This window comes from Mycolicibacterium sp. HS_4_1, from assembly GCF_054515875.1.
Genome location: NZ_CM137261.1, coordinates 4,833,033 through 4,846,966 on the forward strand (window position 1 = coordinate 4,833,033; position 13,934 = coordinate 4,846,966).

The following is a 13,934-nucleotide window of genomic DNA, read 5'->3' on the forward strand; positions in this document are numbered from 1 at the left end:
GCATACCCCGCGTCCGGGCGTGTCGCACGCGGCCAGGCACAAACCTTGCGGTGCACCACGGACATGCGAATTGGCCCGGCGTGCAGGCTTGCCCGCAAACACAATGAATGCAAGCGCCCAGTCGGCCAGGCACGAACCACCACGATACCAGTACGGACCGCCACGATCCAAACCCGCCCAGAGCACTCAAGCCGCAGGTCAGAGGGGTTCGGCCCGGACCGTGATCAACACCTTATGGCTGACGGTACGCCTGTCGGGCCATCAGAACCACCCCGAGGATGACCGCGAAGATCACCACCACACCGCCGCCGAGAACCGCGATCCGTGGCAGCGTCCAGAACGTCGGAGCGATCTGTTTCGACTGCATCGCCTGCACCGATACCGGCAATGGCAGCGCCCCGCCGGCCAACACCGCGGCGAACGACTTCGCCGAATCGGCGGTGAACTGGCCATGGATTTGCGTGCGCCCGGTCGTGATGGGCTCGAGCAGCGCCGGCGCGCTGACCACCTGGGTGTCGACGGTGAAGGCGGTCCGGGCGCCGAGGTTGACACCGGTGAACGTCGACCAGATGCCGGCAGCCTTGTCGTCGAACGTGACGAAGACGACGTAGTCGCCGCGCTGCCCACCCTGCCGGGCCGAGGCCTCCTTGATCTGATCGCCGCTGATGATGGACTTGTCCAGCAGATACACCTGCTTGTGGTCGTCCGAGCACGTGACCAGCGGCAGATTCGGGTCGTCTTGGTCGGCCAGCAGGTCCGACTGCGCGCAGCGGGTCGCCTGGAACTGCAGCGCCAGCAGCTGGATCTGCGGCTGCGTGCTCTGCCGCAGCGCCTTTTCATCAGCGATGCGCCGGCTGTCGGCCACCGGCGGGGTCCGCGGTGCGGGCGCCGTGTCCGAGTTCGCCGCAATCGCATGGATCACCGGCCTTATATAGAGGCGGCCGATGGCGGTGACGCCCCGCAGTTGAGCTTCGGTCACGTCGGTGGCCGTGACCTTGAGGGTGTTTCCGTCCAGCCCGACGGCCACGTCGTGTCCGCCGAGGTGGCCGATCCGCGATTCGACGATCTTCCGCGTCTGCGCCAGCGCGTCGGGGGTCGGCGCCGTGCCGGGCAGCGGCTGAATCTCGAACGACGCCTGCACGACCGGTCGGGGTGCGCCGGGGCGCCAGATGTCCCTGGTCACGAACACCGTGACCCCATAGCTCAGGACCAGCACTGCCAGGACCAGGGCCACCAGCCACCGGGGCACTCCGGAGTGGGCGGGGGCGAGCGGTGGCGGCCGCCAGGCGGGCGGCGGTCCCGGCGGGAATCCCGGCGGCACGAAGCCGGGCGGCGTCTCCGGGGAGGGCGGCGGCTGGGGCGGCTGCCACCCGCTTTGGTCTTCAGGCATCGCGCGGTTCCCCGATCAAGCCGAGTCGCGCTCGTTCATCCCCCGCGCCAGTCGCACCACCATGTCGGTGAACACCGCGTCGGTGTCGACACCGTCCATCACACCGGTCATCTCGAGCAACACGAAGCCGTGCAGGGCGGACCAGAACTCCAGCGCTGCGTAGAAGGCGTTCTCGCCGTCGAGTCCGTAGGACGCCAGGACCGCGATCACGGGTCCGGCTGCCGCGTGTGTCGCCGCAGTGTATTCGGGGTCGTCGCCGCCCAGGGGCATCCGGGTGAACGCCGAGTACCGGCCCGGATGGTGATGCGCGTAGCTGCGATAGGCGCTGGCCATCGCCATCACGGCGTCGTCCCGGCTCCGACCCCCGCCCACTGTGTTGAGCATGCCGATGATGTCGTCGATGACACGCATCCGGACCGTGCGCCGCAGGTCATCCAGGCTCTGCACGTGGTTGTACAGCGACGGCCCCTTGGTGCCCAGCTGATTGGCCAGCGCGTTGATGGTCAGCGCATCCCAGCCCTCGCGGTCCAAGAACGTCAAGGCCGCGCTGACGATAGAGTCCCGGCTGAGCTTCGTGGCGCGCGCAGTCGCCCGCGACCGCGCCGGCGCAGCCGGTCGGGCATCCCCAACGGCTTGCGACTCTGGGCGAGGTGCCATCTGCGCGATCCTCCGGTGCTCTATCTTTGAGTTCAACCGGCCGCGGCGCGGCGAGTTAACTAATGACTCTAACCTCTAGACGCTGCAGATTCATGGCCATTTGGGCGAATCTTGTAACCGCGTCTCATGGCAAGTCCCACAGAACGGACCAACCTCCTCCGCGGCACCTACCCCGCAACGTAGGCTCCCAGATACCGCACCACGGTGCACATCACCGCCAGAGCAGAACGAAGGGGACCATCGTGATTCGCAAAGCGTGGGGAACCGCATTGGTTGCCGGACTGCTGACGGTCCCGTTCACGGTCAGCGCGCCTGACGCCGCTGCGGTCAACGACGACACGCACATCATCGGCACGGGCCTCTCGCAGACCATCGACTGCCACGGCGGCACCCTGTTCGTCAACGGGAGCGGCAACACCGTCACCGCGTTCGGGACCTGCTGGGCGGTGACCGTGCAGGGCTCGTCCAACACCGTCATCGCCGACACGATCGTCAATGACGTCACCGCCTACGGCTTCAATCAGACGGTCATATTCCACAATGGGGATCCGGCACTCATCGACATCGGTCACCAACTGGGATTGGGCAACCGGCTCAACAAGATCCCCTGACCGGGTAAGGCATCGGGTGCCGGTAACGCCGACAGGGAGGGACACCGTATGAACCCCAACCGAATCGCGATTGCGGCCGCCGCCGTCGCCGCTGCCGCTCTGGTACTGACCGGCTGCGGATCGCAGGACAGCAAGACCGGTGGCGGCAGTTCGGCTGCGGGAGGCACCAGCGGTGTCTCTGGGGCACCGACCACCGCGCAGGTCGAGGTCGGCAACACCATCAACTACAGCGCGGTGGGCACCACCCGGGACCTCGATTGCGGCACCGGCAAATCGCTGACCGTGGGCGGCGCCAACAACACGCTCACCGTCAAGGGCACCTGCGCGAAGGCGAACATCGGCGGCACCGACAACAAGGTGACGTTCGAAAAGGTCGACGAGCTCGACGTCGTCGGCATGCACGCCACCGTCACCTACAAGGACGGGTCGCCGAAGGTCACCAACACCGGTACCGGCAACACTGTCACCAAGGGCTAGCGCATCGCCTTCACGCCTGAGCGCCGTGCCGGCCCGCTCCCCCGGCGAACCGCTGCGCACCCGCCAGCGACTCCTCGGCCACCTGGGCCAGACTGGCGAACTCGAATTCCATTGCGGATTGCTCGGATTCGCCCCACTGCCGCAGCGCCGACATCCGGTCGGCGCGCAGGCACAACTGCGGCAAGGCAGCCAGCTGGTGGGCCAGCTCTTCGGCCTTCTCGCGCGCCTGCCCGCGGGGCACCACCCGGTTGGCCAGGCCGATCTGCAATGCCTCGGCGGCGTCGACGGCGCGGCCGGTGAGGATCAGATCCATGGCACGGCTGTGCCCGATGAGCCGCGGCAACCGGACCGTGCCGCCATCGATGAGCGGGACACCCCAGCGTCGGCAAAACACGCCGAAGGTGGCGTCCTCCTCGACGACGCGCAGGTCGCACCACACCGCCAGTTCGAGTCCGCCGGCGACGGCGTAGCCGCTGACCGCGGCGATCACCGGCTTGGACAGCATCGTCCGGCTCGGGCCCATCGGCCCCGGCCCGGTCCGGTGCGTCTGGTTCATCTCCGGCGTCCCGAATGCCTTGAGATCGGCTCCGGCACAGAAGGTTCCGTGGTCTCCCCACAGCACCGCGACAGCAGCGGACTCGTCGCGATCGAATTCGTCGAACGCTTGATAGAGCGCCGCTGCCGTCGGCCCGTTGACGGCGTTGCGGGCCTGGGGCCGGTCGATGATGACGGTCGTCACCGGCCCGTTCTTCTCGACGCGCACGGGCTCGGTCATATTGCCTCCATCGGTTCGTCGCGCCGCGCTACCAGTTCCGCGGCGAAGTCTGCGTAGGCCTGCCGTAAATGCTCGCCGGGCCAACCGGCCGGCAGCAGTTCTGCGGGTAGTACCGGGTCGGCCAACAGGTGGCGGACGATCGCGGCCGCAGCCACGAACCGGCCGGGAATGTCTGTTGCCGAAGCCATTTCGTCGAGCAGCTGCCGCGCGGTCGCGATCCAGGCCGACAGGTCCCACAGGATGGCGGCCAGGCCCGCGGGGTCGTCGTCCCGGCTTGTCAGCACCCGGGCGTTGGCCGTGATCTCTTCCGGGAGTTCGGCGGTCAGATTGGCCGGACGCAGCCACAGGCCCTCGCGGAGCTCACCGAACCTGTGCTGTAACAGGTCGTTTCGCAGCTCGGCCCGGGTCCGGGCGGCAGCGCCGACCGTGGTGATGACCACGGTCGTCCAATCGCCGAGCCATGGGCGAGTTTTCGGGTCGATGGCCGCATCCTGGCGACGTTGCCGGGCCAGCAGGCGGTCGGCGAGCCGGTAGCCGTCGGCCGAGCGCACCAGATCACCGGCGCTGACCATCCTGGTCAGCGCCACCCGCAGCGTCTGCTCCTTGATGTCGAAATCCGAAGTGAGCCGGACCAACTCGGCCGCAGACGCCCAGGCCGGATGGGCACCCAGCAGCACGCTGAGCACCACCGAGCGCGCGGTCATCCGCTTCAGCTCAGCCACAGCCGTCAGACCCCGGAGGCAACCCGACCCGCGTCTCCGAACGGATCGTCGCGGTGCCGCACCGCCTGGCGGAATCCGTGCTCGACGGCGTCGGCGACGAAAGCATGCCCTTCGGGCGTGTGCCGGGCGATACCGTCGAACACCGTGCTGACCATCCGGCTGGTCGCAACCCCCTGTTGCAGCAGCGCGGTGTTGCAGGCCAACTTCGCCATGATCAGCTGGTTGACGGGCATCGCCGCAATGCGCGCGACGAGGCGCTCGGTCCGTTCGTCGAGGTCCTCGGGTTCCGGCGCCTCGACCGCCAGGCCCCACTCGGCGGCCTGCGCCCCGGTGATGCAATCCCCCGTGAACAGAAGGCGTTTCGCGCGCTGGTCGCCCAGCCTGTGGGCCCACAATCCGCCCGCGGGCACGCCCCACACGCGCATCGGCGGATAGCCGATCTTGGCGTCGGAGGCCGCGATCACCTGGTCGGCATGGAGCGCGATGTCGGTGCCGCCGGCCACGCAGTAGCCGTGGATCTTCACGACGGTCGGCTTGTCGCAGTGCATGAGGCTGGAGAAGCCACGGACGAACCGGCTCATCATCTGGTAGTCGATCATGGGATCCCAGGGCTGGTTCGGCAGGTGGTTGACGGCCTGGGTCTTGCCGTCGAGCACGGTGCCCTGGTATGCCGATCCCCCGGCCGACGACGTCCCGTCGGCGTAGGCGCTCAAATCGAAACCGGCACAAAAGCCTTCACCTCGGCCGGACACCAGGATCACGTGCACGTTCGGATCGAGATCGGCCCGCTCCACACACGCCGCCAATTCCAGCGGGGTGTCCGCGACGATCGCGTTGCCCTTCTCCGGACGGTTGAACGTGATCCGGGCGACGCGGTCGGCGACCTCGTACGTCATCGTCTTCAGATTGTCGAAATCCACAAACTCACCTTTCCCGCGAGTTGACACAAACTGTCGAAAACCGCGGTTTTGGGACAGCTTTGGGTCAGCTCGGCAGTGAAAATCAGCCCTTGACGAGGGCGCGTTCGATGATCGGCGCCACATCGAGGCCGGTGGGCAACGTGCCGAACGCACCACCCCACCGGCGGTCGAGGCGGCTGACGAGGAACGCCTCGGCCACGGCGGGATGCCCGTGGCGCACCAGCAGCGCGCCCTGCAGCGCCAGCGAGATGTCCTCGGCAACTTTGCGTCCGCGGTATTCGAGGGTCTGCGGATCGGTCAACTGCGCCTTGAGTGCATTGACATGGGCGTCCAGGCGGGGGTCCTGTGCCTGCGCCAACTCGTCGAACAGCACCTCGACGCACTCGGGCTTGGTGGCCATGGCGCGCAGGGTGTCCAGCGCGCTGACGTTGCCCGAGCCTTCCCAGATGCCCATCAGCGGAGCCTCACGGTAGAGCCGCGGCATGCCCGACTCCTCGGCGTAGCCATTGCCGCCGAAGCACTCCATGGCCTCCGCGGCGTGCGGCGTCGCGCGCTTGCACACCCAGTACTTGGCGGCAGCCAGACCGATTCGGCGGAAAAGGCTTTCGCGCTCGTCGCCGCGGACGGCGCGGTCGGTGGCCCCGGCCATGCGCATCGCCAGCATGGTGGCGGCCTCGGCCTCGACGGCCATGTCGGCCAGCACGTTGCGCATGAGCGGCTGGTCAATCAGGTAGGCACCGAACGCCTTTCGATGCTGGGCATGGTGCACGGCCTGGGTCAGACCGGTGCGCATGCTGGTGGCGCTACCGAGTGTGCAGTCCAGTCGGGTCAGGTTGACCATCTCGATGATGGTCGGCACACCGCGGCCTTCCTCACCGACCAGCCAGGCCGTCGCACCGTCGTACTCGATCTCACTGGAGGCGTTGGCATGGTTGCCGAGTTTGTCTTTGAGCCGCTGGATGAACATCCGGTTGCGGGTACCGTCCGGCAGGACCCGGGGCAGGAAGAAACAGGACAACCCGCCGGGCGCCTGCGCCAGCACCAGGAACATGTCACCCATCGGCGCGGAGGTGAACCACTTGTGACCGCGCAGCGAGTAGCTGCCGTCGCTGTTGGGGGTGGCCTGGGTCGTGCCGGCGCGGACGTCGGAACCGCCCTGCTTCTCGGTCATCGACATGCCCGCCGTGATACCCGCTTTGGTGGCAGGCACTTTCAGCTCTGGGTCGTACACCCGGCTGGTCAGCAGCGGCTCGTAGACCTTGGACAGTTCGGGGTTGAACCGCAGCGCCGGGACGACGGCATAGGTCATCGAGATCGGGCAGACGTGGCCCGGTTCGGGAGTCCAGGCCGACATCTTCGCCGCGCGGACGACGTGGGCGCCGGGGCGGTCGTCGGCCCACGGTGCGCCGTGCAGACCGTGGGTCACCGCGGCGTTCATCAACTGGTGGTAGGCGGGGTCGTATTCGACCTCGTCGACACGGTGGCCGTAGCGGTCGTGCGTGTGCAGGATCGGAACGTTGCGGTCCGCGAGCTCACCCCAGCGCTGCGCGACGCGGCTGCCACTGAGGGCGCCGACCTCGTGGACCTCGTCGACGCCCCACGCTCCGCCTTCGCGGATCAGGGCCTCGGCGAGCGCCGGGAAGGTGGCGGGGTTGTAGTTCTCGAGCGGGGGAACTTGATTGGTGACGACATGCGTATCACTCATGCCATCACTATTACATTTTTCCTACAGCCGCACAAGAACTGTATATATCACTGGTGGCGCACCACGACCTCAGTGGCGGGATCCCCGCGGTGCACGAAATACCCCAGCGTCACGATGACGAACCAGATGGCGCCCACCAGGATCGCCGTCCGCCCGTCGTCGGTGAAGAACAGCAGCACGACCACGAGCGCCAGGAACCCGAGCGCCAGGAAGGTGGTGTACGGCGCCCCGGGCAGGCGGTAGTCCGACGCCGGCAGCACGCCTGCGGCCACCTGTCGCCGATACAGCAGGTGCGACACCAGGATCGAGCCCCACACGAAGATGATGCCGATGGTCGACACCGAGGTGATGTAGGCGAACGCCTTGTCCGGCGACCAGTAGTTCACCAGGACGCCCACGCCCATGGTCAGCGCCGAGAAACAGATGGCCAGCATAGGCACGTGGCGGCTGCTCAGCGCCTGCAGACCGGCGGGCGCGTCGCCGCGCTGGGCCAGGCTGCGCACCATGCGGCCCGTCGAGTAGATGCCCGAGTTGCACGACGACAGCGCCGCGGTCAGCAGAATGAAGTTCACGATGCCCGCGGCCGCCGGGATGTTCAGGTACTGGAACACCGCGACGAACGGGCTGTGGCCGGCGTGGTAGTGCCGCCAGCCCTGAACAGACAGGATCACGAGCAGCGCGCCGACGTAGAACAGGCCGATACGGAAAGGCAGCGTGTTGATCGCCTTGCGCAACGTCACCTTGGGGTTCTCCGCCTCGCCCGCGGTGACACCCACCAGCTCGACGCCCACGTAGGCGAACACCACGATCTGCAGGCTCAACAGTGCCGAGCCGAGGCCCGTCGGGAAGAAGCCGCCGTCGTTCCACAGGTTGGCGACCGTCGAACCCGGGCCGGGCGCCAGCCCGGTGAACGGCAGGAGCACGCCGATACCGATGAGGATCATGCCGATGATCGCGGTCACCTTGATCATCGAGAACCAGAATTCGGCCTCACCGAAGACCTTCACCGAGATCAGGTTGGCGATGAAGAGCACCACCAGGACCACCAATGCCGTCACCCACTGCGGGACGTCGTGTCCCCACGGCCAGTACTGCACATACTTGCCGGCCACGGTTATCTCGGCCATGCACGTCGTGGCCCACACCGCCCAGTACGTCCACCCGTTCGCGAAACCGGCGAACCGGCCCATGAATTCGTCGGCGTACTCCGAGATGCTGCCCGAAACCGGGCGGTACACCAGCAATTCACCGAGTGCCCGCATGATGACGAACACTGCCAGGCCCGCAAGGAGGTATGCCAGGATCAGCGCCGGGCCGGCTTTCTCGATGGCCCCACCCGCGCCGTAGAACAGGCCGGTACCGATGGCCCCGCCGATCGCGATCATCTGCACGGTTCTTGCAGACAGACCGCGCTGATAACCGGCGTCGGGAGTCTCTGTCACCTCAGTGTTGGCGTCTTGCACCCGAGGTGTCTATCACAATTGTCGGTTCGACTAGACGTTCTCGCGGAGGAACGCGATGTCGTCCTTACGGCCGTCTTCCGACGTCTCGCAGATGACCGGGGCATCCGCGGCGCGCACCACGGCTGCCAGCAACTGCGGATCGATCTGCCCCATGCCGAAGTTGGCGTGCCGGTCGGCTCCCGAGCCGGCGGCGTCGCGGGAGTCGTTGCAGTGCACCAGATCGATGCGGCCGGTGATGGTCTTGATGCGTTCCACCGCATCGACCAGCGCCTCCCCCGCCGCCCAGGCATGGCAGGTGTCGAGACAGAAGCCGATGCCCTTGTCGCCGATGCGGTCCCACAGCCGGGCGATGGTGTCGAAATGCCGCGCCATGGCGTGCTCGCCGCCGGCGGTGTTCTCCAGGTACACCGGCACGTCGGTCTTGAGGGCGTCGAGCGCTTTGACCCACCGCTCGAAACCGGCGTCCATGTCGTTGTCGTCAGCGTGCCCGCCGTGCACGATGACGGCCGTCGCCCCGATCTCCGCCGCGGCGTCGCAGGTGTCCTGCAGGATCTTGCGCGACGGGATGCGCACCTTGTTGTTGGCCGACGCGACGTTGATCAGGTACGGCGCGTGCACATAGAGAGGCACAGCGGACGCACGTAGCGCCTCGGCGTCCTCGCGGGGGGCGGGCTTTTTCCAGCTCTGCGGGTTGCCGAGGAAGAACTGCACCGCATCGGCGCCGTCAGCAGCAGCAGCGGCCAGAGGATCGGTGTTGTCGACATGCGAACCAATCAGCACGGGCCCAGTCTAGGGCGCGGCCCCGACAACGGTTACCAGCTACCGACCCGGGTATTTGCCCCAGCAGCCATATGCGCTGCAGCCGGCGTTGCTGCCGCACCGATCCGCAAAGTCCTGCGCCCGTTAGGAACCCGCGAAGCGCGCGATAACAGACCCAGCGAAAACGGTTGGCGCAGAACGCACACCGTCGCACAACAGCGCACCAGCCCGGCCCCAGCCACCGTGAGCTGCGTCACGAAGTGAACCGATCGGCGCTGGGTCTCGTGACCCGGGTAAAGGAGAACAAATGAGCGTAATCGCAAGTGTCCGTGGAGAACTGCCCGCCAACCGGTACACCCAGGATGAGGTGACCGACGCACTCCTGGCGCTGCCAGGCTATGCCGAGCACGCAGATGCCATCCGCAAACTTCATCGCAGCGCCAAGGTCGCCAGTCGACATACGGTCCTGCCGTTGGAGGACTACGCCGGCATCACAGACTTCGGCCGCGCCAACGACGTGTTCATCGAACATGCTGTGGCCCTCGGCTGCGCCGCCGTTCTCGGCGCCCTGGAGGAAGCCGGATTGAAGCCGGCCGATGTCGACGTCATCTACACCACCACTGTCACCGGCGTGGCGGTGCCGACGCTGGACGCCCGGATCGCCGGGCTGATCGGCTTGCGGCCTGACGTGCGGCGGGTACCGATGTTCGGGCTGGGCTGCGTGGCGGGTGCCGCCGGCGTGGCTCGCGTCAACGACTATTTGCGCGGGGCACCCGACAGCGTCGCCGTGCTGCTGGCCGTGGAACTGTGCTCGCTGATACCCAAAACCGACCCATCGATGGCGACCGTCGTCGGCTCGAGCCTGTTCGGCGACGGAGCCGCCGCGGTGGTCATGGTCGGCGACCGCCGCGCCGCGAGCGTCGACGCGTCCGGGCCGGAGGTGCTCGACTCGCGCAGCCACCTGTACCCCGATTCGCAACGCACCATGGGCTGGGATATCGACTCCAGTGGCTTCCGCTTGGTGCTGTCCCCCGACGTGCCGAAGGTCGTCGAGCAGTACCTCGGTGACGACGTCACGGAATTCCTTGCCGTACATGGACTTCAGACCACTGACATCGGTGCGTGGGTGAGCCACCCGGGCGGCCCGAAAGTGATCGAGGCGATCACCGCTACCCTCGGACTGCCCGACGACGCACTCGAGCTGACGTGGCGATCGCTGGCCGAGGTGGGCAATCTCTCGTCGGCCTCAGTGCTGCACGTCCTGCGCGACACCATGGCCAAGCAGCCACCGGCCGGCAGTGCCGGGCTGATGATGGCGATGGGTCCGGGGTTCTGCTCGGAACTCGTCCTACTGCGCTGGCGCTGACCCGGTGATCTGGTACTTCGCTCTGATTGCGGTGGTCGCCATCGAGCGCCTCGCCGAACTCGTCGTCTCCAGGCGCAATCTCGCCTGGTCGCTGGCTCGGGGTGGCCGCGAATACGGGTTCAGCCACTACCCCGCCATGGTGCTGCTGCACCTCGGCCTGCTGGTGGGCTGCGTGATCGAACCACTGCTACTGCACCGACCGTTCCTCCCCGCACTGGGCTGGTCGATGCTCGCCGTCGTCGTGGCCGCGCAGCTGCTGCGGTGGTGGTGCATCACCACACTCGGCCCGCAGTGGAACACCCGCGTCATCGTCGTCCCCGGCGCACAGCGGATCGTCGGCGGGCCATATCAGTGGATCCCGCACCCCAACTATGTGGCGGTGATCGTCGAGGGCATCGCGTTGCCACTGGTACACACCGCGTGGCTGACAGCAGTGGTGTTCACGGTGCTCAACGCGCTACTGCTGCGCACCCGGCTGAAGGTCGAGAACACGGCGTTGGCGAGCCTGTCGTGATCGACCTGCTGGTGATCGGCGGCGGTCCGGCAGGGCTGGCGACGGCGACGTACGCGGCGCGCGCCGGTCTCGAGACGGTCGTCGTCGAGCGCCGCCCGGGCACGCTGGACAAGGCCTGCGGCGAAGGCATGATGCCGCACACCCTCGCGCAGCTCGATCGGCTGGGCGTGCAGGCGCCCGGGCACACGTTGCGCGGGATCAGCTACCACGCGGGCGCCACCCGGGTCGAAGCTGCGTTCCGCAGCGGTGTCGGCCGCGGGGTCCGCCGGACGACGCTCCACGCGGCGATGTCCGACGCCGCGCGGGCCGCGGGCGTGAAGTTCGTCCAAGGCGCCGCCGGCGCGCTCACCCAGGACGCGGACGGTGTGCGGGCCGGCGGGCTCCGGGCCCGCTATGTGGCCGCCGCCGATGGCCTGCACTCACCGATCCGTCGCGATCTGGGGCTGTCCCTCCCGGCGGCCGGCCCGCGCCGCTGGGGTATCCGCCGGCACGTGCAGATGGCGCCGTGGACCGACCACGTCGAGGTGCACTGGGGCAGCGAGGCCGAGGCGTATGTGACGCCGGTGGCCGACGACTGCGTCGGCATCGCGATCCTGTCGGCCGGCCGCGGGGGCTTCGATTCCAAGTTCGCTGCGTTCGACGAATTGCGGCAGCGCGTGGCGGGCCACGAGCTCGGACCAGACCGGGCGGCCGGACCGCTGCGGCAGCGCGTCCGGAGTCGGGTCGCGGGCCGGGTGCTGCTGGTCGGCGATGCCGCCGGCTACATCGACGCGCTGACCGGCGAAGGTCTGGGTCTGGCGTTCAGCGCCGCCGAGACGCTGGTCGACTGCGTCGTCCGGGATCGGATCGACGAGTACGACCGGCACTGGCGGACCCTGACACGTCGCTACCGGCTGCTCACCGAGGCTCTGGTCCGGGCCGGGGCCGTGCCTGCGCTGCGGTCTCGCATCGTCCCGGCCGCAGCGGCACTACCGCAGGTGTTCGCCGCAGCGGTGAATCAGCTCGCGTACTGAGTGCCGCACTACTGCGGGACCTTGTCCAGCATGGCGTTCTGGATGGCCGTCGCCGCGTCCGCCGGATCGGCCGAACACACCAAGTTGTCGACGACGACGCGATTTCTGGCCGCCATCGTCCGCGTGCACTGGATCCCCGGCCCCACCACGGACTGCATCGACAACGCGTCTGGCTTGACCTGAAGCGCCTGGTTGTGTTGGGCGCCAGACTGATCGGCGACCTTCAGTGCCACGTCGCTGTTGGCGCACTGCTGCCACACCGCCTGCTGCGCGCCGATCCAGGCACGCGCCGCGCCGGGATCAGGGAACCCGACAACACCCGCACTCACCTGCGCCCCCGGCGATGCCGTGCTGGTGTAGTTGACGTAATACATGCCGATCTGCCCGCTGCCGTCGAGTGCCGCGTGCAAGCCGTTGCTGGCGATGACACCGCACTGGGGTGGGGTGAACGTGACACTCAAACCGACGCCTGCGTGCCGCCACGTCGCGGTCTTGACCAGGCTCGGGTCGTTCGTGATACGCCGCAGCTCCTCGACAGGCAAAGCGACGGCCTGCAGGTCCGGACCCGGAGCCGGCGCCGGCGCCGCGACCGCGCTGGTGGTCGACGGCGCGACGGTCTGTGGCGCGGCAGCCGGACTGCCGCCGACCGACGTCGTGCAGGACGTCAGCAGAGCGACGGCGGCACCGAGCGCCAAAGACATTGGTACACAATGCTTTACTGAGATGGTTGTCATGCCGGCACCTTCCCGGCGATGAGGTTGACCAGCGCCGCTGCATTGGCGCCGACCGCGGCGGGGTCACCGCCGCACACCGTCACGTCGATGACCACATTGCTACGGGAACCGATACCGCGGCCGCAGTTGCCGCCGGGCTCGGGAGGCACGGTGCGGTTGTTGACCAGAGTCTGTACATCACCCGCGGCAGCCGGGGCACCGATCACATAAGTTGCCGGCGGCACCGTCTTGACCTGGACCGACTTACCCGAGCATCCCCGCCACCCGTTCGCGGTCGCGGTTACCTGGTCCCGGGCGTCCTGAGCTGTCTCATAAAGAATCGCCGACGTGATGGCTGAGAAGCGGGCGGAGCCGTCGGCCGGCGCATAGTCCTGGGTACGTACCAGCACGACGGGACTCTCCGAGTACGGCTGGATGGCTGCATCGGCGAACGCCCCCACACACGTCATGTCCGAGGCGTAATCGTCGGGCAGCAGCGAGAGGGCATCATGGCTCTCGCTGATTCCGAGATTGGGCACATTGACCGCGCCGCTGACCTGATTCCCTTCGGGCATAAGGCCTTTGAGCTGGTCCAACTGCACCAGCGGCCCGGGTGGCGGCGGTGGTGGCGGCGGTAGTGCGCTGGTGCTCGCCGGAGTGCTCGACGCTGACGTGGACGACGTCGTCGTCTGTGAGTTACTGGTGCTGTCTGAGCCGCAGCCCGCAGTCGATCCCACCACAACGACAGCGGCCATGACGATATGCAGTCGCAAAATAGTCCCCTCCCCCAGGGACAGTCTCGCACGAGAACGCAAACGTCCCCGACACTTTGCAGTGTCGGGGACGTTC

At 67.6% G+C, this 13,934-nt stretch carries 15 protein-coding genes; 5 read left to right on the forward strand and 10 right to left on the reverse strand.

What is annotated here, in order from left to right:
* Positions 1-232: 232 nt before the first annotated feature.
* Both ACX12F_RS23380 and ACX12F_RS23385 read right to left on the reverse strand, forming a co-directional pair.
* Entirely contained in the window at positions 233-1,390 is a 1,158-nt protein-coding gene (locus ACX12F_RS23380; RefSeq protein ID WP_459366681.1) for a SecDF P1 head subdomain-containing protein, read from the reverse strand.
* 15 nt (positions 1,391-1,405) lie between these two features.
* Positions 1,406-2,047, reverse strand: coding sequence for a TetR/AcrR family transcriptional regulator (locus ACX12F_RS23385; RefSeq protein WP_459366682.1), 642 nt, complete (start codon positions 2,045-2,047; stop codon positions 1,406-1,408).
* 242 nt (positions 2,048-2,289) lie between these two features.
* Here ACX12F_RS23385 and ACX12F_RS23390 point away from each other — a divergent pair, with 242 nt between their 5' ends.
* On the forward strand, positions 2,290-2,658 hold the full coding sequence (locus tag ACX12F_RS23390; protein ID WP_459366683.1) for a DUF3060 domain-containing protein: 369 nt from the start codon (positions 2,290-2,292) through the stop codon (positions 2,656-2,658).
* A gap of 48 nt (positions 2,659-2,706) precedes the next feature.
* Positions 2,707-3,135 (forward strand): DUF3060 domain-containing protein, encoded by a 429-nt coding sequence (locus ACX12F_RS23395; protein WP_459366684.1) that lies wholly within the window; start codon positions 2,707-2,709, stop codon positions 3,133-3,135.
* A gap of 10 nt (positions 3,136-3,145) precedes the next feature.
* Here the strand turns inward: ACX12F_RS23395 and ACX12F_RS23400 are convergent, their stop codons facing one another.
* The 6 genes from ACX12F_RS23400 to ACX12F_RS23425 form a co-directional block, all read right to left on the reverse strand.
* Positions 3,146-3,910: a crotonase/enoyl-CoA hydratase family protein gene (locus ACX12F_RS23400; RefSeq protein WP_459366685.1), complete on the reverse strand. Its 765-nt coding sequence runs from the start codon at positions 3,908-3,910 to the stop codon at positions 3,146-3,148.
* A complete protein-coding gene (locus tag ACX12F_RS23405) occupies positions 3,907-4,614 on the reverse strand; it encodes a PaaX family transcriptional regulator C-terminal domain-containing protein (protein WP_459370474.1) in 708 nt (235 codons plus the stop codon). The genes ACX12F_RS23400 and ACX12F_RS23405 overlap by 4 nt, the downstream gene beginning before the upstream one ends.
* A 23-nt stretch (positions 4,615-4,637) precedes the next feature.
* Positions 4,638-5,528 carry a crotonase/enoyl-CoA hydratase family protein gene (locus ACX12F_RS23410; RefSeq protein ID WP_459370475.1) on the reverse strand — a complete coding sequence of 297 codons (891 nt, stop codon included), beginning with the start codon at positions 5,526-5,528 and terminating at the stop codon, positions 4,638-4,640.
* Between the two features lie 106 nt (positions 5,529-5,634).
* Positions 5,635-7,257: an acyl-CoA dehydrogenase family protein gene (locus ACX12F_RS23415; RefSeq protein ID WP_459366686.1), complete on the reverse strand. Its 1,623-nt coding sequence runs from the start codon at positions 7,255-7,257 to the stop codon at positions 5,635-5,637.
* A gap of 47 nt (positions 7,258-7,304) precedes the next feature.
* Positions 7,305-8,720, reverse strand: coding sequence for an amino acid permease (locus ACX12F_RS23420; protein WP_459366687.1), 1,416 nt, complete (start codon positions 8,718-8,720; stop codon positions 7,305-7,307).
* Between the two features lie 30 nt (positions 8,721-8,750).
* Entirely contained in the window at positions 8,751-9,500 is a 750-nt protein-coding gene (locus ACX12F_RS23425) for a deoxyribonuclease IV (RefSeq protein ID WP_459366688.1), read from the reverse strand.
* A gap of 286 nt (positions 9,501-9,786) precedes the next feature.
* Between ACX12F_RS23425 and ACX12F_RS23430 the strand changes: the two genes are divergently transcribed.
* From ACX12F_RS23430 to ACX12F_RS23440, 3 genes are read left to right on the forward strand one after another with little or no spacing between them, the layout of a single operon-like run.
* Entirely contained in the window at positions 9,787-10,845 is a 1,059-nt protein-coding gene (locus ACX12F_RS23430; protein WP_459366689.1) for a type III polyketide synthase, read from the forward strand.
* A 4-nt stretch (positions 10,846-10,849) separates the two neighbouring features.
* A complete protein-coding gene (locus ACX12F_RS23435) occupies positions 10,850-11,359 on the forward strand; it encodes an isoprenylcysteine carboxyl methyltransferase family protein (protein WP_459366690.1) in 510 nt (169 codons plus the stop codon).
* Complete coding sequence (locus tag ACX12F_RS23440; RefSeq protein WP_459366691.1) at positions 11,356-12,372, forward strand: NAD(P)/FAD-dependent oxidoreductase; 1,017 nt, start codon at positions 11,356-11,358, stop codon at positions 12,370-12,372. The genes ACX12F_RS23435 and ACX12F_RS23440 overlap by 4 nt, the downstream gene beginning before the upstream one ends.
* Positions 12,373-12,380: 8 nt before the next feature.
* Here ACX12F_RS23440 and ACX12F_RS23445 read toward each other — a convergent pair whose 3' ends face one another.
* Both ACX12F_RS23445 and ACX12F_RS23450 read right to left on the reverse strand, forming a co-directional pair.
* The gene (locus ACX12F_RS23445; RefSeq protein ID WP_459366692.1) at positions 12,381-13,073 is read right to left on the reverse strand and encodes a sensor domain-containing protein; all 693 of its coding nucleotides are present in this window, start codon (positions 13,071-13,073) and stop codon (positions 12,381-12,383) included.
* 29 nt (positions 13,074-13,102) lie between these two features.
* Entirely contained in the window at positions 13,103-13,840 is a 738-nt protein-coding gene (locus ACX12F_RS23450) for a sensor domain-containing protein (RefSeq protein WP_459366693.1), read from the reverse strand.
* Positions 13,841-13,934: the final 94 nt, after the last annotated feature.

Excerpts from the sequence above, each read along its gene's own strand:
- ACX12F_RS23415 (WP_459366686.1), bottom strand. The coding sequence starts at position 7,257 with ATGAGTGATACGCATGTCGTCACCAATCAAGTTCCCCCGCTCGAGAAC.
- ACX12F_RS23410 (WP_459370475.1), bottom strand. The coding sequence starts at position 5,528 with ATGACGTACGAGGTCGCCGACCGCGTCGCCCGGATCACGTTCAACCGT.
- ACX12F_RS23445 (WP_459366692.1), bottom strand. The coding sequence starts at position 13,073 with ATGTCTTTGGCGCTCGGTGCCGCCGTCGCTCTGCTGACGTCCTGCACG.
- ACX12F_RS23385 (WP_459366682.1), bottom strand. The coding sequence starts at position 2,047 with ATGGCACCTCGCCCAGAGTCGCAAGCCGTTGGGGATGCCCGACCGGCT.
- ACX12F_RS23395 (WP_459366684.1), top strand. The coding sequence starts at position 2,707 with ATGAACCCCAACCGAATCGCGATTGCGGCCGCCGCCGTCGCCGCTGCC.
- ACX12F_RS23400 (WP_459366685.1), bottom strand. The coding sequence starts at position 3,910 with ATGACCGAGCCCGTGCGCGTCGAGAAGAACGGGCCGGTGACGACCGTC.
- ACX12F_RS23450 (WP_459366693.1), bottom strand. The coding sequence starts at position 13,840 with ATGGCCGCTGTCGTTGTGGTGGGATCGACTGCGGGCTGCGGCTCAGAC.
- ACX12F_RS23405 (WP_459370474.1), bottom strand. The coding sequence starts at position 4,614 with ATGACCGCGCGCTCGGTGGTGCTCAGCGTGCTGCTGGGTGCCCATCCG.
- ACX12F_RS23380 (WP_459366681.1), bottom strand. The coding sequence starts at position 1,390 with ATGCCTGAAGACCAAAGCGGGTGGCAGCCGCCCCAGCCGCCGCCCTCC.
- ACX12F_RS23430 (WP_459366689.1), top strand. The coding sequence starts at position 9,787 with ATGAGCGTAATCGCAAGTGTCCGTGGAGAACTGCCCGCCAACCGGTAC.